General features: G+C 66.5%; 21 protein-coding genes and 1 tRNA gene. 15 read left to right on the top strand and 7 right to left on the bottom strand.

The features are described 5' to 3' along the window. Window positions 1–103 precede the first annotated feature (103 nt). Together ACP7C5_RS12180 and ACP7C5_RS12175 are read right to left on the bottom strand one after the other, a co-directional pair. The gene (locus tag ACP7C5_RS12180) at window positions 104–850 is read right to left on the bottom strand and encodes an anti-sigma factor (protein WP_426264443.1); all 747 of its coding nucleotides are present in this window, start codon (window positions 848–850) and stop codon (window positions 104–106) included. Continuing rightward, entirely contained in the window at window positions 847–1,443 is a 597-nt protein-coding gene (locus ACP7C5_RS12175) for a sigma-70 family RNA polymerase sigma factor (protein ID WP_229839383.1), read from the bottom strand. Before ACP7C5_RS12175 ends, ACP7C5_RS12180 begins: the two co-directional genes overlap by 4 nt. A 136-nt stretch (window positions 1,444–1,579) precedes the next feature. Between ACP7C5_RS12175 and rpiB the strand changes: the two genes are divergently transcribed. The 6 genes from rpiB to ACP7C5_RS12145 all read left to right on the top strand — a co-directional run bounded on the left by rpiB (window position 1,580) and on the right by ACP7C5_RS12145 (window position 5,122). Then, window positions 1,580–2,032 (top strand): ribose 5-phosphate isomerase B, encoded by a 453-nt coding sequence (gene rpiB / locus ACP7C5_RS12170; RefSeq protein WP_426264442.1) that lies wholly within the window; start codon window positions 1,580–1,582, stop codon window positions 2,030–2,032. After that, window positions 2,029–3,342, top strand: a complete 1,314-nt coding sequence (glyA, locus tag ACP7C5_RS12165; RefSeq protein ID WP_426264441.1) for a serine hydroxymethyltransferase — start codon at window positions 2,029–2,031, stop codon at window positions 3,340–3,342. Before rpiB ends, glyA begins: the two co-directional genes overlap by 4 nt. Window position 3,343: 1 nt before the next feature. After that, window positions 3,344–3,598, top strand: a complete 255-nt coding sequence (locus ACP7C5_RS12160; protein ID WP_426264440.1) for a hypothetical protein — start codon at window positions 3,344–3,346, stop codon at window positions 3,596–3,598. Between the two features lie 3 nt (window positions 3,599–3,601). Further along, complete coding sequence (gene nrdR, locus ACP7C5_RS12155) at window positions 3,602–4,063, top strand: transcriptional regulator NrdR (RefSeq protein ID WP_133191383.1); 462 nt, start codon at window positions 3,602–3,604, stop codon at window positions 4,061–4,063. Next, complete coding sequence (locus ACP7C5_RS12150) at window positions 4,060–4,797, top strand: RNA methyltransferase (protein WP_426264439.1); 738 nt, start codon at window positions 4,060–4,062, stop codon at window positions 4,795–4,797. The genes nrdR and ACP7C5_RS12150 overlap by 4 nt, the downstream gene beginning before the upstream one ends. A gap of 73 nt (window positions 4,798–4,870) precedes the next feature. Beyond that, window positions 4,871–5,122 carry a hypothetical protein gene (locus ACP7C5_RS12145; RefSeq protein ID WP_426264438.1) on the top strand — a complete coding sequence of 84 codons (252 nt, stop codon included), beginning with the start codon at window positions 4,871–4,873 and terminating at the stop codon, window positions 5,120–5,122. A 4-nt stretch (window positions 5,123–5,126) separates the two neighbouring features. On the opposite strand, the gene ACP7C5_RS12140 is transcribed toward ACP7C5_RS12145, so the two are convergent. Then, window positions 5,127–5,429: a chorismate mutase gene (locus tag ACP7C5_RS12140; RefSeq protein WP_426264437.1), complete on the bottom strand. Its 303-nt coding sequence runs from the start codon at window positions 5,427–5,429 to the stop codon at window positions 5,127–5,129. A 210-nt stretch (window positions 5,430–5,639) separates the two neighbouring features. Here ACP7C5_RS12140 and rpsD point away from each other — a divergent pair, with 210 nt between their 5' ends. After that, entirely contained in the window at window positions 5,640–6,254 is a 615-nt protein-coding gene (gene rpsD / locus ACP7C5_RS12135) for a 30S ribosomal protein S4 (RefSeq protein WP_133191387.1), read from the top strand. A 143-nt stretch (window positions 6,255–6,397) separates the two neighbouring features. Here rpsD and ACP7C5_RS12130 read toward each other — a convergent pair whose 3' ends face one another. After that, entirely contained in the window at window positions 6,398–8,413 is a 2,016-nt protein-coding gene (locus ACP7C5_RS12130; protein ID WP_133191388.1) for an alpha/beta hydrolase family protein, read from the bottom strand. Window positions 8,414–8,541: 128 nt separating this feature from the next. Between ACP7C5_RS12130 and ACP7C5_RS12125 the strand changes: the two genes are divergently transcribed. Both ACP7C5_RS12125 and ACP7C5_RS12120 read left to right on the top strand, forming a co-directional pair. Then, window positions 8,542–10,182: a M28 family metallopeptidase gene (locus ACP7C5_RS12125; RefSeq protein ID WP_426264436.1), complete on the top strand. Its 1,641-nt coding sequence runs from the start codon at window positions 8,542–8,544 to the stop codon at window positions 10,180–10,182. 3 nt (window positions 10,183–10,185) lie between these two features. Further along, entirely contained in the window at window positions 10,186–11,160 is a 975-nt protein-coding gene (locus ACP7C5_RS12120; RefSeq protein WP_189676425.1) for an agmatine deiminase family protein, read from the top strand. Between the two features lie 7 nt (window positions 11,161–11,167). Here the strand turns inward: ACP7C5_RS12120 and ACP7C5_RS12115 are convergent, their stop codons facing one another. Further along, window positions 11,168–11,566: a low affinity iron permease family protein gene (locus tag ACP7C5_RS12115; RefSeq protein WP_426264435.1), complete on the bottom strand. Its 399-nt coding sequence runs from the start codon at window positions 11,564–11,566 to the stop codon at window positions 11,168–11,170. A gap of 55 nt (window positions 11,567–11,621) precedes the next feature. Here ACP7C5_RS12115 and aguB point away from each other — a divergent pair, with 55 nt between their 5' ends. Continuing rightward, on the top strand, window positions 11,622–12,473 hold the full coding sequence (aguB, locus tag ACP7C5_RS12110; RefSeq protein WP_426264434.1) for an N-carbamoylputrescine amidase: 852 nt from the start codon (window positions 11,622–11,624) through the stop codon (window positions 12,471–12,473). Window positions 12,474–12,483: 10 nt separating this feature from the next. Here aguB and ACP7C5_RS12105 read toward each other — a convergent pair whose 3' ends face one another. Then, window positions 12,484–13,146: a uracil-DNA glycosylase gene (locus ACP7C5_RS12105; RefSeq protein WP_426264433.1), complete on the bottom strand. Its 663-nt coding sequence runs from the start codon at window positions 13,144–13,146 to the stop codon at window positions 12,484–12,486. A gap of 44 nt (window positions 13,147–13,190) precedes the next feature. Between ACP7C5_RS12105 and folK the strand changes: the two genes are divergently transcribed. From folK to ACP7C5_RS12085, 4 genes are all read left to right on the top strand, one after another. Continuing rightward, complete coding sequence (folK, locus tag ACP7C5_RS12100) at window positions 13,191–13,691, top strand: 2-amino-4-hydroxy-6-hydroxymethyldihydropteridine diphosphokinase (protein ID WP_426264617.1); 501 nt, start codon at window positions 13,191–13,193, stop codon at window positions 13,689–13,691. Window positions 13,692–13,727: 36 nt separating this feature from the next. Continuing rightward, window positions 13,728–13,803 (top strand) — tRNA-Lys (locus tag ACP7C5_RS12095). Window positions 13,804–13,824: 21 nt separating this feature from the next. Further along, complete coding sequence (locus ACP7C5_RS12090) at window positions 13,825–14,523, top strand: phosphatase PAP2 family protein (RefSeq protein WP_133191394.1); 699 nt, start codon at window positions 13,825–13,827, stop codon at window positions 14,521–14,523. Window positions 14,524–14,682: 159 nt separating this feature from the next. Further along, window positions 14,683–16,851: a TonB-dependent receptor gene (locus tag ACP7C5_RS12085; RefSeq protein ID WP_426264432.1), complete on the top strand. Its 2,169-nt coding sequence runs from the start codon at window positions 14,683–14,685 to the stop codon at window positions 16,849–16,851. 35 nt (window positions 16,852–16,886) lie between these two features. Here ACP7C5_RS12085 and galE read toward each other — a convergent pair whose 3' ends face one another. After that, on the bottom strand, window positions 16,887–17,882 hold the full coding sequence (gene galE / locus ACP7C5_RS12080) for a UDP-glucose 4-epimerase GalE (RefSeq protein ID WP_426264431.1): 996 nt from the start codon (window positions 17,880–17,882) through the stop codon (window positions 16,887–16,889). Window positions 17,883–17,975: 93 nt separating this feature from the next. On the opposite strand from galE, the gene msrA reads away from it, so the two are divergent. After that, entirely contained in the window at window positions 17,976–18,521 is a 546-nt protein-coding gene (gene msrA / locus ACP7C5_RS12075) for a peptide-methionine (S)-S-oxide reductase MsrA (RefSeq protein ID WP_354287458.1), read from the top strand. Window positions 18,522–18,607: the final 86 nt, after the last annotated feature.

Genomic DNA, 18,607 nt, shown 5'->3' with positions numbered 1-18,607 from the left:
CCAACGGATCGCCCGGTGGTCCGGACGTGCCGGATATACGCTCGAAACCCGGGTATGGATGCAACCGGACCTATTGGAAATGTGCCGACGCTTTACCCGACGCCTAGACGCGCGACAGCGCACCCGTCGCGACCACCGGCCCGGTCGGCAGACCCGTCGGCGATCCGCCGATCGGCTCGAGCGAAACGGCAAGCGTTGCGCCCGCGGCAAGCCGCGCGCGATTGGCCGCATCGAGCGTCAACGCCGTGCCGCCATGTGTCTGGAGCAAGCCGAGCGAATGCGGCGTCCCGCCCGCTGGAATGACCCACAGTTCGGCGGTGCGCTTCGCGTCGGTCAGGCTCGCCTCGGTCAGCCGCAGCGATCCGGCGCGCGCGTCGTACACCACGGTGACCGGGGCGCCCTTGGCGGTCGGGGTGATCGAGGCGACCAGCGTCGGGCCGGTCTCGACCACGACACGGGGCGCGACCGGGGGTTGCGGCACGGGCAGCGGGCGGGTGAACAACACCACGAGCAAACCCGCGGCGGCAACGCTCGAAAACGCAGCCAGGCTCGGCCAGAATTTGCTCGGCGCGCGCGCCGGCAGGGCGACGACGCTTGGCGCGGGGGCGCCATAGAGCGAGCGCTCGATCCGTGCGAACAGATCGGGCGCGGGCATTTCGGGCCACAGGTCGAACAATTGCGCGAGGTGCGTGCGCCACGCCTCGACCTCGCGCGCAAAGCCGGGCTCGGCGAGCACACGCCGGGTCGCAGCGGCGCGCGCGTCGCCGTCGAGCAGGCCAAGCGCGAATTCGCCCGCCATCGTGTCGGGCAGATCGTCGTCGCGGACGTCGGGGGGCAGCACGTCGCTCATCCCTCGAGACACGCTTTGAGCCGCGCGAGACCGCGCCGCACCCAGCTCTTCATCGTGCCAAGCGGCACCGCCTCGCGCTCGGCGAGCTCGGCATAGGTCACGCCGTCGAAAAACGCCGTGCGGATCGCGGCGCGCTGGCGTTCCTCGAGGCTGTCGAGGCAAGCGTGCAGCTGGTGCGTCGATTCGGCCTCGAGCAGCACGTCGCTGGCAAGCGGCGCGGTATCGAGGATCGGGGGCGCATCTTCGATCGGCGATGCGCGGCGCACGGTCTGCGCACGCTGCCAATCGATCGCGCGGTTGCGCGCGATCGTCGCGAGCCAGGTGATCGGGCTTGCGCGCGCGGGTTCGTAGGCGCCGGCGCGTTTCCAGATGGTGAGATATACGTCGTGCAACACGTCTTCCGCAGCCTGCCTTTCGCCGCAGATACGGTAGCAGATGCCGAATAGCTTCGCCGAGGTCAGCGAATAGAGATCGCGAAAGGCCGCGCGGTCTTCCTCGCCGGTGCGGACCAGCGTCTCGACGAGCCGAAGACGCGCCGCTTCGGGTGTCCCGGCGGCGGAGTTGACGGAAGCGCGAGGCGTCGAATCTATCACAGATCAACACCCTAGCCAGCTGTCGCGGGTATCGCAATCGCCGCACGGCAATTCTGCCGGCTTGAGTGTGGCAATTGCGCGGATGCTTGGCTAAAGCGCTGCCGATCCGCTCAATCGAATTGGGAGCGCCTTCGCTTTGCGCATCGCCATTGCCTCCGACCACGCCGCCTTTGCGCTAAAGGGCATACTTGCCGCCTGGCTCGCCGGGCAGGGGCATGACGTCGTCGATCTCGGTCCCGACAGCGATGCGCGCGTCGATTATCCCGATTTCGGGTTCAAGCTGGCCGAAGCGATCGCGGCGGGATCGGCCGAGCGCGGTATCGCGCTGTGCGGGTCGGGGATCGGCATTTCGATCGCGGTCAACCGCAACCCGGCGGTGCGCTGCGCGCTCGTCTCGGAACCCCTGTCCGCCGCGCTTGCACGCGAGCATAACGACGCCAACGTCATCGCGCTCGGCGCGCGGCTGATCGGCGAGGACATGGCCAAGGCCTGCATTACCGCTTTCGTGACCACCGATTTCGCCGGTGGCCGCCATCAAACCCGCGTCGACAAGCTCGGCGCCCCAGCTCCCGCAAAGGATCCGGCATGAGCACCAACCCCACCACGCTCCACGACGTCCAGCCCGACGGTTTCTTCACGCGCGGCCTGGCCGAAACCGACCCCGCGGTGTTCGCGGGCGTCCAGCACGAGCTGACGCGCGAGCAGACGCAGATCGAGCTGATCGCCTCCGAGAACATCGTGTCGAAGGCGGTGCTGCAGGCGCAGGGCTCGGTGTTCACCAACAAATATGCCGAAGGCTATCCCGGCAAGCGCTATTACCAGGGCTGCCACCCGTCGGACGAAGTCGAGCAGCTGGCGATCGACCGTGCCAAGCAGCTGTTCGACTGCGCCTATGTCAACGTCCAGCCGCATTCGGGCGCGCAGGCCAATGGTGCCGTGATGCTCGCTTTGGTGAAGCCCGGCGAGACGATCCTCGGCATGAGCCTCGATGCCGGTGGCCATCTGACGCACGGCGCGCGCGCGGCGATGTCGGGCAAGTGGTTCAATGCGGTGCAATACGGCGTCGATCCGGTCAGCCACTTGATCGACTTCGACGAAGTCGCGAGCCTGGCGCGCGAGCATCGTCCCAAGCTGATCATCGCGGGTGGCTCGGCCTATCCGCGGCAGATCGATTTCGCCAAGTTCCGCGCGATCGCGGATGAGGTCGGCGCCTATTTCCTGGTCGACATGGCACATTTCTCGGGACTGGTCGCGGCCGGCCTGCATCCCTCGCCGCTGCCGCACGCGCATGTCGTAACGACGACAACGCACAAGACGCTGCGCGGCCCGCGCGGCGGCATGATCCTCAGCAATGACGAGGCGCTCGGCAAGAAGTTCAACTCGGCGGTGTTCCCGGGGCTGCAGGGCGGCCCGCTGATGCACGTCATCGCCGCCAAGGCGGTCGCGTTCGGCGAAGCGCTCGAACCCGGCTTCAAGAGCTACATCGCCGCGGTGATGGAGAACGCCAAGGTGCTCGCGGCGACGCTCAAGGAGCGCGGCGCCGAGATCGTCTCGGGCGGGACCGACACGCATCTCGCGCTGATCGACCTCACCCCGCTCGGCGTCACCGGCAAGGATGCCGACGAAGCGCTCGAGCGTGCGAACATCACGTGCAACAAGAACGGCATCCCCAACGATCCGCTCCCGCCGACCAAGACCAGCGGCATCCGCGTCGGCACGCCCGCGGGCACGACGCGCGGCTTTGGCCCCGCCGAGTTCCGCGAGATCGGCAACATGGTCGCCGACGTGCTCGACGGCCTGCGCCAGAAGGGCGAGGGCGGCGACCCGGCGGTAGAAGCCGCTGTACGGGAGCGTGTTATTGCACTATGTCACCGGTTCCCGATCTACCCGGAGAGCTGACATGACCGATCCCGCTGGCGACGAGAAACCCAAGACCACCTTCGAAGACATGGCCCGCGCCGTTGGCGAGGATGTCGTCGAAGTGCTCGACAGCGCGGTCGACAAGACCAGCACGCTGCTTGGCGGCGAGGAAGGCAACCGGATCGTCGGCGGCGCCGTCGTCGGTGCGCTGGCGGCGATCGTGCTGCCGTTTTCGCTGATGACGGGCGCTTTGCTCGGCGTCGGCTATGCCGCTTATCGAAAGTTGAACAAATAAGAGATGCGCTGCCCCTTTTGCGGACATGAAGACAGCCAGGTCAAGGATTCGCGCCCGACCGAAGATGCCGGTGCGATCCGCCGCCGGCGCCAGTGCGAGGGGTGTGCAGCGCGTTTCACCACGTTCGAGCGGATCCAGCTGCGCGAGCTGACCGTGCTCAAGAGCGAGGACAAGCGCGAGCCGTTCGACCGCGAGAAGCTGCTCCGCTCGGTCTCGATCGCGGCGCGCAAGCGCCCGATCGAGGCGGTGCGACTCGAGAAGCTCGTCTCGGGCATCCAGCGCCAGCTCGAGACGCAGGGCGAAAGCGAAGTGCGCTCGGGGCGAATCGGCGAGATGGTGATGGAGGGGCTCAAGGGCCTCGATTCGGTCGCCTATATCCGCTTCGCCAGCGTCTATAAGGATTTCCGCGAAGCGCGCGATTTCGAGGAGTTCGCCGGTACGGTGAGTGAGGTCGGCAAGGCGTGAGCACGCTTCCGGCTGTTCCGCCCCCCGTCCTCGTCCTCGTCCGCCCGCAGCTCGGCGAGAATATCGGCAAGGCCGCGCGCGCGATGCTCAATTTCGGCTTGGTCGAGATGCGGCTGGTGTCGCCGCGCGACGGCTGGCCCAATCCGTCGGCCGGGCCGGCGGCATCGGGTGCCGATATCGTGCTCGAACGAGCGCAGGTCTATGAGACCGTTGCCGACGCGGTCGCCGATTGCAGCCATGTCTATGCGACCACGGTGCGCAAGCGCGGCGTGACCAAGCCGGTGGTGACCCCCGAACAGGCCGCTGCCGCGATCCATGCCGGGCCGGGGCGCGCGGCGATCCTGTTCGGGCCCGAACGCTCGGGGCTCGAGACCGACGACGTCGCGCTCGCGCGGACGATCGTCACCGTGCCGATCAACCCCGAATTCGGTTCGCTCAATCTCGCACAGGCGGTCATCCTCGTCGCGTACGAATGGTCGAAGGGCATGGGGCTGGCGCAGCCGCCCGCGGTCGAACTGCACGAGCCCGCGCCGCAGGCCGAGCTCGACGGGATGATCGGCCAGCTCGACGCGATGCTCGTCGCGACCGATTTCTTCTATCCGCCTGACCGCACCCCGGTGACGCGGCGGACGCTGCGCACCTTGCTGACCAAGCCCGCCTGGTCGGCGCAGGAAGTGCGGACGCTGCGCGGCGTGCTGTCGGCGCTGTCGGGGAAGACGCCGCGGCGGCCTTGATCTGCGCGTAGCGGCATTATATTGCGGTTTAGCAACGACTTACATCGAGCTGAGTCGGGTCGCGGGGAACACCATGAAAACTATCATCGCTGTTTTGCTGCTGTGCGTCCCGAGTCTCGCTTATGCGAGCGACGCGGTCCCCGCGGCCGCCCCGGCCGAGAAAGAAAAGAAGGTCTGCCGCAGCCAGGAAGCGACCGGGTCGCTGTTCGTCAAGCGTGTCTGCCGCACCAAGGCCGAATGGGCGTCGCTCGACCTCGAGGGGCAGCGTTCGGCCGAGCATATGCAGAACCAGAGCCGCGGCAACGGCGTCGACGTCCCGCGCTGAGCGATCAGCGTCGGTCGAACGCAGCGAGTTCGTAGGCGATCGACGCTTCGACCAGTTGCTCCCAGAGATCTGCGACGATGCGTTCGGGCACGCCGGCCGCCTGCGCCGCGGCGCAGGCATTGGCGATGACCTGGGCCTTGCGCGCTTCGTCCCGCACCGCCGTGCGCGCGGGTTTGATCCGCGCGGCGGCATCCATGTACGCGAAGCGCCGTGCCAGCAGCGCGACGAGATCGCGGTCGACCTGGTCGACGCCGGCGCGGACCTCGATCATGGTGGTGCAGTCGGGGCCTGACAGGATTTCGCTCATGCCAGCGGTCTTGGCGTGACGGGCCGCAGCTGTCCAGCTTGACTCACACGGCCCACGCGGCTAGGCGCCCACCTTCGCAAAAGGCCCCGCACCCCGGTGAAGTGGTGGCCCTGCCTTGATCCTCCAAAGATCTGGATAGAGCGATACCGGGTATCGATCGCCTGCCCCGGCAGGTGGTCTTGTCACGAAGCACTTGCCAAGGAATATCACATGTCGAAGCGTTCAAGCGCAAAGTACAAGCTCGATCGCCGGATGGGCGAGAACATCTGGGGTCGTCCCAAGTCGCCTGTCAACAAGCGCGAATACGGCCCCGGCCAGCACGGCCAGCGCCGCAAGGGCAAGGTCTCGGACTTCGGCATCCAGCTGCGCGCCAAGCAGAAGCTCAAGGGCTATTATGGCGACGTGACCGAGAAGCAGTTCCGCGCGTGCTACACCGAGGCAGCGCGCATGAAGGGCGACACCGGCCAGAACCTGATCGGCCTGCTCGAGCAGCGTCTCGACATGATCGTCTATCGCGCCAAGTTCGCACCGACCGTCTGGGCGGCGCGTCAGCTCGTTTCGCACGGCCACATCCGCGTCAACGGCGTGAAGTGCAACATCGCGTCGCGTCGCTGCTTCGTCGGTGACGAGATCACGCTGGGCACCAAGGCCAAGGAAATGGCGCTGGTGCTCGAAGCGCAGCAGCTCGCCGAGCGCGAAATCCCCGATTATGTCGCGCCCGACGGTGCGGCGAAGGTCACCTTCACGCGCGTGCCGGCACTCGACGAAGTGCCCTATCCGGTGAAGATGGAACCGAACCTGGTGGTCGAGTTCTACAGCCGCTGAGGCGAGGCGCTAGTGAAGCTAGCGCCAGCCATACTCAGCGGCTCGGCCGGCGGTGCCCAAGGCACCGACCGACGCCGTGGCTTCGCCGCGGCGCCGATCCGAACCAAGAAGGGCGGCCCCGCAACGGGCCGCCCTTTTTCGTGTCACTTGATGCCGAGCGACGTGCGCAGGAACGTATCGGTCTTGTCGAGCATCTTCGTGCGTGCGGCAGTATCGTCGAGCTGATGGTCGAGACCCTTGAACTCGACCAGCTCGACTTGCTTGTGCGCGCTGCGCAGCCGGCTCGCCATCGTGCGTGACTCACCGATGCCGACATTCTGGTCCATGTCGCCGTGGAACAGCAGCACCGGCGCGGCGATCTGCGCGGCGTTCAGCGCAGGCGATCCCTCGCGGATATGCGGCCCCTTGCCGACAAACGCATCGACCAGCGCGAAGCTCTCATAATGGTCATGCTCGTGGCGCCACGTGTCGAGATCGGTGACCGGCGCGATCGCGACGATCGCCTTGAACAGCGCGGGGTCGAGGATCGGCGATTGCAGCGCGGCATAGCCGCCATACGACCAGCCGACGATCGCGAGCCCGCCCGGCGCGGCGATGCCCTGCTTGACCATCCAGCGCCCGGCATCGTTGACGTCGCCGATCGCGATGCGCCACGATTTGAAACCGTTCTGCTGGAACCATGTATCGCCATAACCGGTCGATCCGCGATAGTTCGGCTGGAGCACGGCGTAGCCGCGCGCCGCGAGGAACTGGACGAGCCAGTCGAAGCCCCATTCGTCGCGGTCGCCCGGGCCACCGTGCGGCATGACGATCGCGGGCAGCCCCTTGCCCGATCCGCCCACCGGGAGCGTCAGATAGGCGGGGATCGGCGTGCCGTCGGCGGCGGGAAAGGTGATCGCCTTGACCGGGGCAAGCTTCGCTTCCTCGAGCGGCGGGCGCGCGAGCAGCAGAGCGTCGAGGTGTCGCGTCTTCTTGTCGAACACCATATACTTGCCGGGATCGACGTCGCTTCCGGTCCACAGCAGCAGTTTCGATTCATCCGCGCTGGCGTCGATGAAGCGGACCAGCGGGGTGCCCGGCATCGCCTTGGACAGGCTCAGCGACAGCTTCTTGAGCTCGGGGTCGAAGAAATCGGTCTGGCGTCGATCGGTGACGAAGCTCACGCCGACCACGCGGTTGTGACGCCCGATGCGGACCAGCCCGGCGACATCGACGTCGGGGCGCGAATAGACGAGCTCCCGCTTGAGGCTGCCATCGAGCGCGATCTTGAACAGCGCGCGGCGCCCGTCGAGATTGTCGAAGCCATAGACCACGTCGAGCGCGGGATCGACGGCATAGGGGTCGAACCCGGATTCGGTCTGTGCGTCGCCGGTGACGGTGCTGAGCGGCAGCCATTTGGTCGTGCCGGCCTTGCGATAGACATAGCGGATATGCGTCGCGCCATAGCCGCTGCTCGTTTTCGGCCGGATGCCGGCGATGCGAACGGTCCCGCGCCCGTCGGAGATATATTCCTCGGTATCCGCGCGCGCGGGCTCGACGAAGCTGCGGCGCAGTGTCGCGGGATCGACGCGTTCGACGGCGAGACCGTGGTCGGTCTCGTTGAGATGCGTGCCGGTACTGTATTCGGGAACGACTTGGCGCGTCATCAGCAGCGTGGCGCCGCTGGGGTCGCCCTGCCAGTCGATGATGCGCCCGCCATTCTGCATCACGCCAAGCGCGTCGGTCGAGGTCCTGGCGCTGAGCAGCTTGAGGTTCTTGCCATCGGCCTGCACCGTGATCAGCCGATCGAAGCCGACCATGTCGCTGACCTTGCCGTCGGTGAAGCGCAGCCCGCAGACCAGCCGGTCGTTGGTGGCCCATTGGCAATAATCGAGCTGCTCCTTCTCGCCGCTCGAGCCGAACACGCGGACCAATGGTTCGGCCGAATCGACCGTCAGCACGAACGCCGCGACGCCGCGATCGCCCGCGCTCATCAGCACGACGGCGCGTTTGCCATCGGGCGAAAGGCTGATCTGCTGCACCGATTCGCGCGCGCCGAAGCGCTGCGCGTCGGTCAGCGCGGTGGGTGCGGTCGCCGCTGCATCCGGGGCCGCGCTCGCGGCAAGCGGTGATGTGGCAACGCAGGCGATCAGCGCTGCGCGCAGCATATGTCGTGTCATGGAATCCCCCCTATGATTCCGCACGATACCGCGTTTCCGATCCCCCGCAAGCGACCCGTTCCGGAGCGTTGCGCGTTTGATCGTGGCCTGCCAGAACGGTGCGCGAAATCCAGTAAAAGGGCTTGCCGATGCGCCTCTCCCCGACGTTTGCCGTGATCCTGGGCGCGGCCGCGCTATCGACGAGTGCGACCGCGCAAACCGCGCCAGCGATATCCGTGCAGACGCTCAAGGACGTCACGAAGACGCTGTCGTCCGACGCGTACGAAGGCCGCAAGCCGACCACGCCGGGCGAGGACAAGGCGACCGACTATATCGTCGCGCGCTTCAAGGCGGCGGGGCTCAAGCCGGGCAACAATGGCAGCTGGTTCCAGCCCGTCCCGCTCGTCGAACTCACCGCGCGCGACGTGACGCCGATGACCTTCAGCGGCGGCAAGACGCCGGTCGCGCTGCAATATCGCCAAGACGTGGTGCTCGCGACCTATCGCGTCACACCAACGATCGCGATCAAGGATTCGCCCGTCGTGTTCGTCGGCTACGGCATCACCGCGCCCGAACGCGGGTGGGATGACTATGCCGGGGTCGATGTCCACGGCAAGACCGTCGTGATCCTCGTCAACGACCCCGACTGGCAGACGCCGGGCCGCGACGGGCTCTTCGAGGGTAAGGCGATGACCTATTACGGCCGCTGGACCTACAAGTTCGAGGAAGCCGCGCGCCACGGCGCGACCGCGGCGATCATCGTCCACGATACCGAGCCCGCCGCCTATGGCTGGGGCGTCGTCCAGTCGAGCTGGACCGGCCCGCAATTGGAGCTCGACGAGAAGGGCGACCATGCCGACCAGAGCGCGGCGATCGGCTGGATGCAGCTTGCGAAGGCAAAAGAGCTGTTCGCCAGCGCCGGGCAGAATTTCGATACGCTCAGCACCGCCGCAAAGACCAAGGGCTTCAAGGCCGTGCCGCTCGGCGTGACGGCGTCGGTCAGCTTCGCGAACACGATCAAGCGCCAGGCGTCGAAGAACGTGATCGGCATCCTGCCCGGCAAGACGGCGCCGAAGGACTATGTCTTCTATACCGCGCATTGGGACCATCTCGGCCACTGCGACGCGGTCAACGGCGATGACATCTGCAACGGCGCGCTCGACAATGCGAGCGGCGTCGCCGGGCTCGTCGCGCTCGCCGAGGCCAATGCCAAGGCCGGAGCCGCGAAGCGCTCGCTCGTCTTCCTGTCGGTGACATGCGAGGAATGCGGGCTGCTCGGCTCGCGTTATTATGCCGAGCATCCGATCTATCCGCTCGCGCAGACCGTCGGTGGGGTGAATATGGACGGGCTCAACGTCAAGGGCAGGACCCGGGATTTCGTCGTTGCTGGCGCGGGCAAGTCCGAGCTCGAGGATCGCATGAAGCTGCTGGTCGAAGCGCAGGATCGCGTGATCAAGCCCGAGCCCAATCCCGAGCGCGGCGGGTATTTCCGTTCGGACCATTTCAGCTTCGCCAAATTGGGCGTGCCGATGTTCGATGGCGGCGCGGGCGAGGATCTGCGCGTCGGCGGTGTCGCAGCGGGACACGCCGCGACGCTCGATTATATCCAAAACCGCTATCACAAGCCGCAGGACGAATATAATGCGGCATGGGATTGGTCGGGCGCGGTCGAGGACGTTCAGCTCTATTATGCGCTGGGGCGTCAGCTCGCCGATGGCACCGATTGGCCCAATTGGTACAAATCCGCGGAATTCCGCGCCGTTCGCGACACGAGTCGTGCAGGGAAATAACGTATGTCGAAGCTGCTGCCGCCCGCGGAATGGGCACCGCATGCCGCGGTGTGGATCGGGTTTCCGAGCCATCCCGAGCTGTGGGAGGACGATCTCGACGCCGCGCGCGACGAAGTGACGGCGTTCGGCCGCGCGGTCCATGCCGAGGGTCGCGGCGAGCGCGTCATCCTCGTTGCCGCTGACGAGGATGCGGCCGAGGCGGCACGCAGCCTGGCGGGGGATTTCGCCGAGATCGTGGTCGAACCGTTCGGCGACATCTGGCTGCGCGACACCGGGCCGATCGTCCTGTCGGACCACAGCGCGCGCGATTTCCGCTTCAACGGCTGGGGCGGTAAATACGATTTGCCCGGCGACGACGATGTCGGGCTGCGGCTCGCGGCGAGCAAGCTGCTGCCGGTCACGCCGTGCGACTGGGTGCTCGAGGGCGGCGCGATCGATGGCGATGGCACCGGGCTGGTCGTCACGACCGAGCAATGCCTGCTCAACCCCAACCGCAACCCCGCGCTCAGCAAGGCCGAGATCGAGCGGCGGCTGCACGACGATCTCGGTCTCGACCAAGTCCTGTGGCTCGGCGAGGGGCTGATGAACGATCACACCGATGGGCATGTCGACAATCTCGCGCGCTTCGTCGCGCCGGGCGTGCTGGCGATCCCGCAGGCGGCCGAGAACGATCCCAACTGGCTGGTCTATCAGCATGCCGCCGCCGCGGCCGAAGCGATGCCGGGGATCACCGTGGTGCGGATCCCGTCGCCCGGCCGCGTGCTGCGCGACGAGGAGATCGTGCCGGCGAGCTATATGAACTTCTATATCGGCAATGCCGCGGTGGTGGTGCCGCTCTACGGCGCACCCAACGACGAATCGGCGGTCGCGGCGGTGCAGCAGCTGTTCCCGGGCCGGACTGCGGTTGGCTTGCGTGCCGATGCGATCCTGACCGGCGGCGGGAGCTTCCACTGCATCTCGCAGCAAGTCCCCGCCTGATTCGGGGTTAGAGCCGGCCGATCAGTCGTTCGATGGCGTGGTGATCGGTCGAGCTCTCGCCGCAATCGCGCTCGATCATCCGACGGATGCCTTCGAGCTCGTCCTGCGTCAGATGCTCGATCCCGATGAACGCGTTGCGCGCATCGGTGGTCGCGCGGATGATCTCGTCGAGCTTGGCCTGGATCGCCGAGGCATCGCGATTCTGCGCGTTCTGGATGAGGAACACCATCAGGAAGGTGATGACGGTGGTGCCGGTGTTGATCACCAGCTGCCACGTGTCCGAATAGTGGAACAGCGGCCCGGTCACGCCCCAGATCACGATTACCGACAGCGCGAGGACGAAGGCGGGCGGGCGCCCTGCCCAGCCCGTTGCCTTTTGCGCGATCGTTTCGAACAGCTTTTCCACGCCCAACTCCTTTTGCGTCTTTGAATCGGCGCGGCGAAGCCCGATATGGCGGCGCATGACCGAAATCACCGTCGCTGCGCTGCAACTCGCCTTTTCCGCCGATATGGACGCGAATATCGCGCATGTCTCAGATCTCGTGCGCGAGGCCGCCGACAAGGGCGCGCAAGTGATCCTGCCGCCCGAATTGTTCGAGGGCGAATATTTCTGCCGGGTCGAGGACGAGGGGTTGTTCGCGAATGCGAAGCCCGTCGGCGTCCACAAGGCGGTGCTCGCGATGCAGGATCTCGCCAAGGAGCTTGGCGTTTACATCCCGACGAGCTTCTTCGAGGCGGACGGCCCGCATCATTACAATTCGCTCGCGATGATCGGCCCCGATGGCGGCGTGATGGGGGTCTATCGCAAGAGCCATATCCCCGACGGGCCGGGCTATGAGGAGAAATTCTATTTCCGCCCGGGCAATACCGGCTTCAAGGTGTGGCCGGGTCCGGACGCGACGACGCTCGGCGTCGGCGTGTGCTGGGATCAATGGTATCCCGAAACCGCGCGCGCGCTGATGCTGATGGGCGCGGAGATCCTGTTCTACCCGACCGCGATCGGCAGCGAGCCGCACGACACGTCGCTCGACACCGCGCGGCTGTGGCGGCGCGCGATGGTCGGGCATGCCGTGTCGAACGTCGTGCCGGTGGTCGCCGCGAATCGCATCGGCGTCGAGCACGGCCAGACCTTTTACGGGACGAGCTTTATCACCGACGAGCGCGGCGACATCTTGGCGGAGCTCGGGCGCGAGGAGACGGGCGTCATCACCGCGACGCTCGACCTCGACCGGGTCAAGCGCCACCGCGCCGCGTTCGGCTTCTTCCGCGATCGCCGCCCCGATCTCTACGGGCGGCTGGTGCAGGATATCTGACGCGGGGCGGTCAGCCCGCCGCGCGCAGTTCCAAGGCGCGGGCGAAGATCGCTTCGAACATCTCGGCGGTGAGCCGCCCGGTGCTCTGGTTGTAGCTCGAGCAGTGATAGCTATCGATCAGGATGCGCCCGTCAGGCATGCGATGCTCGGCGCCGTGCGCGAAGCGGCATTTGGGGAGGCGTCCGCCGAGGATTTTGACCGCCGACTGATGCGCGACCTGGCCGAGCGCGATGAAGACGCGCGCGCTGGGGACCGCATCGGCCTGCGCTTCGAGGAAGGGACGGCAGGTGCGGATTTCCTCGGGTGTCGGCTTGTTTTCGGGCGGGAGGCATTTGACCGCGTTGACGATCATCACGCCGTCGAGCTGGAGCGTGTCGTCGGGCTTGCCCTCATAGTCGCCAGTGGCGAGCCCGAACTTGGCGAGCGTATCGAACAACAACGGCCCCGAGCGATCGCCGGTGAATGGCCGCCCGGTACGATTCGCGCCGAACTGGCCGGGAGCGAGGCCGACGATGCCGAGCCACGCCTGCGGATCGCCGAAAGCGGGGACGGGGGCGTTCCACCACGCGGGATGTTCGACGCGCAACGTCTCGCGCAAGCCGACGAGGCGTGGGCAAAGCGGGCAATCGCGCGAAGGTTCGGTTTCGGGCAGCGGGCTGGGTGCGAAGTTCATCGCGATGCGATAGGCAGGTTTGGGTGAGCAACTCAACCTGTACCCTGCGCCAAGCCCCCTGCTACGCGCCGTGTTACGCTATCGCGATCGGATCGAATCGGCGCGGGCGGCATGGCAGCCCGGTGGCAGAAGTCGCCGCAGCGATCGCGGCGATCGCGGCGCTCGGCGGTGTCGTCGCCGAATCCCCTGTATTGAGCAGTGCGCCGATCGGACCGTCGATTCGACGCTTCGCCAATGCCGTCGTGCTGATCGAGAGCGCGGTCGCGCCGCCGGCGATGCTCGCGCGGCTCAAGGCGATCGAGCGCGCTTTCGGGCGGCGGCGTGGCGCGCGCTGGGGCGCACGCGTGATCGATCTCGATATCGTCGCCTGGTCGGGCGGCGCATGGCGATCGAAGGGGCTGCGCGTCCCGCACGCCGCCTTCCAGGACCGCGATTTCGTGCTCGCGCCCTTGTGCGCGATTGCGCCCGTTTGGCGCGACCCGCGGACCGGTTTGACCCCGCGCCACCTGCTCGCGCGATTGCGCAAGGTTAAGCGCCTGGGTTGACCCATCCGGCAACCGCTCCTAACGCGAGCCCGGTGTGGGCCCATAGCTCAGTTGGTAGAGCAACGGACTTTTAATCTGTAGGTCATGGGTTCGAGTCCCATTGGGCCCACCACCGGCACGCAAGGATGCCTCGATGCCGCCCCCAGCCCCCGATGTCCGCCACCCGCCCTGGACGATTGTCGCGGTCGCGGCGCTGACCGGCGCTGGCGGCGCGCTGTTGTTGCTCGGCGCGTTGATCGATCGCGGGCTGCAATTCGGGTTCGACCGCGCGATCCTGTTATGGGCGCGCGGCGGGGTGGCGCATGGCGTGCCGCCAGGGCCGGCCTGGCTGACGCAAAGCGTCGTCGATGTGACTGCACTTGGCGGGCCGACCGTCTTGGTCCTGGTCGCCGCGCTGGCGGCGGGGCTGTTGATCGTCCAGCGGCATTGGCTGACGCTCGCTTTGGTGCTGGGCGGAACGATCAGCGGATCGATCGTGGTGACATTGGTCAAGGCGCTGGTCGGGCGGACGCGGCCGACGGTGACCGATCACCTCGTTTCGGTCTACAATGCGAGCTTCCCGAGCGGCCACGCCGCGAACAGCGCGTGCGTCTATCTGACACTTGCGCTGCTGCTGCTGCAAATCACCGAGCATCGTGCGCTCCGGCGCTATGTGCTCGGCGCAGCGCTTCTGCTCGTCACGGCGATCGGGTGCAGCCGCGTCTATCTCGGCGTGCATTGGCCGAGCGACGTGCTCGCCGGCTGGACCTTCGGCGGGCTGTGGGCGGTCGCGTGGTGGTCACTGGGTGCCGCGCTGCGGTTGCGGATCGCGCGCGGCAAGACCTCCGCCTAGCCACCGATTCGAGCCTCGTTCATCTGCCCGCAAGGTGGCGCGGGCCACCGCTGCGCCTACACGGCCGAATCGTTTCCGGGAGTCGACGAAACGGTCTTGTGATAATATCACATAACATCTACTGCACTGCACAACGCATCTTGAAAGGCCGCCTCCCGCATGATCCGAGCCACTCTGTTGTCCAGCGCTGCGCTGCTGTCGTTCGCACCGATCGCCGCTTATGCCGCCCCCGAAGCCACGCCGGCACCGGTTGCCGCCAGCACCGATGACCAGACTGCACCGTCGACCGCAAAGAGCGGTCCCGACATCGTCGTCACCGGCCGACTGGATGCGGCGCGCGCCTCGATCCAGCCGAGCCTCGGCGCGACGACCTACACGATCACCAGCGAGACGATCAAAGCGCTCCCCGGTGGCGAGAATCAGCAGCTCAACCAGATCCTGCTGCAATTGCCCGGCGTCGTGCAGGATGGCGGCGGCCAGTTCCACGTCCGCGACGACCACAACAACCTGCAATACCGCATCAACGGCACGATCCTGCCCGAGGGGGTCGCGGTGTTCGGCCAGACGCTATCGCCCCGCCTGGTCGAGCGTTTCGACCTGCGCACCGGCGCGCTGCCCGCGCAATACGGCCTGCGCACGGCCGGCATCATCGACATCACCACCAAGAACGGCTTCAAGAATGGTGGGCAGGTGTCGCTGTATGGCGGCACCAACGACACGGTGCAGCCAAGCTTCGACTATGGCGGGTCGACCGGCAACACCAACTACTTCGTCACCGGCAGCTACAAGCACAGCAATATCGGGATCGAAGCAGTCGATGGCAGCCGCACCCCGCTCCACGACAAGACCAACCAGTATCAGGGTTTCGTCTATGTCGATCACACGCTCGACGAGAACAATCGCGTTTCGTTCATGGGCGGCTATTCCGACCAGAGCTTCCAGATCCCCAATCCTCGCGGGCTGACCCCGGGCAACGGCTACAATGTCGGCGGTGTCACCGATTTCCGCAGCGAGGACCTCGACGAGCGCCAGCGCGAACGCACCGCGTTCGGCCTCGCCAGCTTGCTGCACGATGCCGGGCCGGTGACGCTCCAGGCCTCGCTGTTCGCGCGCTATTCGTCGCTGCGCTACACCCCCGACGTAACGGGCGAGCTGCTGTTCAACGGCATCGCGCAAAAGGCGTTCAAACAGGACTTCACCTTCGGCGGCCAGCTCGAGGGCGTCTATCGCGCGTCCGACGCGCATACGCTGCGCGGCGGCGTGATCATCTCGCGCGATCGCAGCAATTCGAAGACCAGCGCCCAGGTGTTCCAGCTCGACGACACCGGCGCGCAGGTCGGCCAGCCGATTACCGTGGTCGACAACAGCGCGACGACCGAGATGACTTACAGCGTCTATCTGCAGGACGAATGGAAGATCGCCGAGCCGCTGATCGTCAATTTCGGCGGGCGTTTCGATCATTATACCGGCTTCCGCGCCGAATCGCAGTTCTCGCCACGGATCAATGCAGTGCTGACGCCGTCGAAGGGGCTGACGCTGCACGCCGGCTATGCGCGCTATTTCTCGCCCGCGCCCTTTTCGAACGTCGCGACGACGAGCGTCCTCAAGTTCCGCGGCACCAGCGCACAGGCGCCGGGCGACGACGGCGTGACGCCTCCGCTCGCCACCGCCCCATTTGCCGAGCGGCAGGATTATTTCGACGTCGGCGCGCAGCAGAAACTGGGCCGCTTCACGCTCGGGATCGACGCCTATCATCGCCGGTCGCGCAACCTGGTCGACGAAGGCCAGTTCGGTGCGCCGATCATTCTCACGCCGTTCAATTACACGCGCGGGCGGATCGACGGGATCGAAGGCAATGTCTCGTACCAGCACGGGCCGGTGTTCGCCTATGCCAATTTCTCCTACGCCAAGGCGCAGGGGCTGGGGATCGCGTCGGGGCAGTTCAACTTCGACCCGGGCGACGTCGCCTATATCGCGCGCAACTACATCTATCTCGACCACGATCAGACCTACACCGGCTCGGCCGGCGCGTCGTATCACTTCGACCAGGGGTTCCTGCGCGACAGCAAACTCGGCGGGAGCATGATTTACGGCTCGGGGCTGCGCAAGGACGGCGACGTGCCCAATGGCGGCAAGCTGACGCCCTATGCGGTGTTCAACCTCACCGCGAGCCACGACTTCAAGGGGCCGGGGATCGAGGTGCGCTTCGACGTGCTCAACGTGGCGGACCGGGTGTACGAGATTCGCGACGGCTCGGGGGTCGGCGTCGGCGCGCCGCAATTCGGCGCGCGGCGCGGCTTCATGTTCGGGATCAGCAAGACGATCTGACCCTACTCCCCTCCCGCAAGCGGGAGGGGGGACGTTCAGCCCCGCTCGCCCAGTTTGCGCTCCCACGCCAGCGCATCGCGGACGATGCCGTCGAGGTCGGCGCGCTGCGGCGTCCAGTCGAGCGTGGCGAGGATCGCGCGATTGTCGGCGACGAGTTCGCCGGCGTCGCCCGCGCGGCGGCCTTGGATGACGCGGGTCAGTTTCATGTTGGTGACCCGGTCGACCGCGTCGAGCACTTCGAGCACCGAAAAACCCTTGCCGTAGCCGGCGTTGAGCGTGTGGCTCTTGCCGGGTTCCGCCACGAGGAGGTCGAGCGCGGCGACGTGCGCGGCGGCGAGATCGCTGACATGGATGTAGTCGCGCACGCCGGTGCCGTCGGGCGTGTCATAGTCGGTGCCGTAAACGCCGACGCTCGCGCGCTTGCCGAGGGCGGCTTCGACCGCGATCTTGATGAGATGCGTCGCGCCGACGGTCGACTGGCCGGTGCGCTGCTGCGGGTCGGCACCGGCCACGTTGAAATAGCGCAGCACGGCGTAGTTCAACGGATAGGCGGCGGCGACGTCGCGCAGCATCGCCTCGGTCATCAGCTTCGACATGCCGTACGGGTTGATCGGCACGGTCGGGTCGCGCTCGGCCACGGGCACCTTTTCGGGCGTGCCGTAGGTCGCCGCGGTCGAGGAGAAGATGAAGTGCTTCACGCCCGAGGTGACCGCGCTTTCGAGCAAGGCGCGGCTCGCGACGGTGTTGTTGCGATAATATTTGAGCGGGTTCGAGACGGATTCGGGGACGATGATCGAGCCGGCGAAATGCATCACGGCGCGGACGTCATGATCGCGCATCGTGCCGCGGACGAGCACGTCATCCTCGATCTCGCCGCGGACCAGGGTCGCGCGACGGTCGACCAGCCAGTCGAACCCGGTCGAAAGATTGTCGAACACCACGACACGGTGCCCCGCGTCGAGCAGCGCCAGCACCGCATGGCTGCCGATATAGCCCGCTCCGCCCGTCACCATTACCGCACCGTCGAGCATCTTCGTCTCCTGCCAGCGCCCACGCCCTACCCGTGGAGATTGCGTCGCGCCACCGCGTTCCTATCTAGGAACCTAGCAATAAAGGATTCGAAAATGGCAAGCGAAGTCGCAACGCTCGCGGGTGGATGTTTCTGGTGCACCGAGGCGGTGTTCAAGGACGTGATCGGCGTCGAGAAGGTCGAAAGCGGGTATATCGGCGGGACGGTGCCGGATCCGACCTACAAGCAGGTGTGCGGTGGCGACACCGGCCATGCCGAGGCGATCCGCGTGACCTTCGACAAGGACCAGGTGTCGTATGGCGAGATCCTCGACATGTTCTTTGCAACGCACGATCCGACGCAGCTCAACCGCCAGGGCAACGATGTCGGCACGCAATATCGCTCGGCGATCTTCCCCGCCGACGATGCGCAGCGCGACGCGGCCGTCGCGGCGATGCAGCGGGCCGCGAGCGACTGGCCCGCGCCGATCGTCACGACGATCGAGCCGATGTCGACCTGGTATCCGGCCGAGGATTATCACCAGGACTATTGGGACACCGAAGGCCGCGGCAATCCCTATTGCCTCGCGGTGATCCCGCCCAAGCTCGCCAAGCTGCGCAAGAGCTTCGCGGCACGGTCGAAGGCGGCGGTGGGGGCCTAGCCGCCAGTCGGCGGGGCACTTTCGCAAAAACCCCCTGTGGCTTCCCAACGGCCGCCGGAATCGAGACATGCATCAACTGCGATGCT

This window comes from Sphingomonas sp. PWP1-2 (genome assembly GCF_049898305.1).
GTDB lineage: Bacteria > Pseudomonadota > Alphaproteobacteria > Sphingomonadales > Sphingomonadaceae > Sphingomonas > Sphingomonas glacialis.
Note: the sequence above shows the minus strand (reverse complement) of the source record. Positions and strands in the feature narration are given on the sequence as shown.

Excerpts from the sequence above, each read along its gene's own strand:
- ACP7C5_RS12085 (WP_426264432.1), top strand. The coding sequence starts at position 14,683 with ATGATCCGAGCCACTCTGTTGTCCAGCGCTGCGCTGCTGTCGTTCGCA.
- ACP7C5_RS12105 (WP_426264433.1), bottom strand. The coding sequence starts at position 13,146 with ATGAACTTCGCACCCAGCCCGCTGCCCGAAACCGAACCTTCGCGCGAT.
- ACP7C5_RS12125 (WP_426264436.1), top strand. The coding sequence starts at position 8,542 with ATGCGCCTCTCCCCGACGTTTGCCGTGATCCTGGGCGCGGCCGCGCTA.
- ACP7C5_RS12120 (WP_189676425.1), top strand. The coding sequence starts at position 10,186 with ATGTCGAAGCTGCTGCCGCCCGCGGAATGGGCACCGCATGCCGCGGTG.
- galE (WP_426264431.1), bottom strand. The coding sequence starts at position 17,882 with ATGCTCGACGGTGCGGTAATGGTGACGGGCGGAGCGGGCTATATCGGC.
- nrdR (WP_133191383.1), top strand. The coding sequence starts at position 3,602 with ATGCGCTGCCCCTTTTGCGGACATGAAGACAGCCAGGTCAAGGATTCG.
- ACP7C5_RS12145 (WP_426264438.1), top strand. The coding sequence starts at position 4,871 with ATGAAAACTATCATCGCTGTTTTGCTGCTGTGCGTCCCGAGTCTCGCT.
- ACP7C5_RS12130 (WP_133191388.1), bottom strand. The coding sequence starts at position 8,413 with ATGACACGACATATGCTGCGCGCAGCGCTGATCGCCTGCGTTGCCACA.
- rpsD (WP_133191387.1), top strand. The coding sequence starts at position 5,640 with ATGTCGAAGCGTTCAAGCGCAAAGTACAAGCTCGATCGCCGGATGGGC.
- ACP7C5_RS12160 (WP_426264440.1), top strand. The coding sequence starts at position 3,344 with ATGACCGATCCCGCTGGCGACGAGAAACCCAAGACCACCTTCGAAGAC.
- ACP7C5_RS12140 (WP_426264437.1), bottom strand. The coding sequence starts at position 5,429 with ATGAGCGAAATCCTGTCAGGCCCCGACTGCACCACCATGATCGAGGTC.
- glyA (WP_426264441.1), top strand. The coding sequence starts at position 2,029 with ATGAGCACCAACCCCACCACGCTCCACGACGTCCAGCCCGACGGTTTC.
- msrA (WP_354287458.1), top strand. The coding sequence starts at position 17,976 with ATGGCAAGCGAAGTCGCAACGCTCGCGGGTGGATGTTTCTGGTGCACC.
- aguB (WP_426264434.1), top strand. The coding sequence starts at position 11,622 with ATGACCGAAATCACCGTCGCTGCGCTGCAACTCGCCTTTTCCGCCGAT.
- ACP7C5_RS12090 (WP_133191394.1), top strand. The coding sequence starts at position 13,825 with ATGCCGCCCCCAGCCCCCGATGTCCGCCACCCGCCCTGGACGATTGTC.
- ACP7C5_RS12180 (WP_426264443.1), bottom strand. The coding sequence starts at position 850 with ATGAGCGACGTGCTGCCCCCCGACGTCCGCGACGACGATCTGCCCGAC.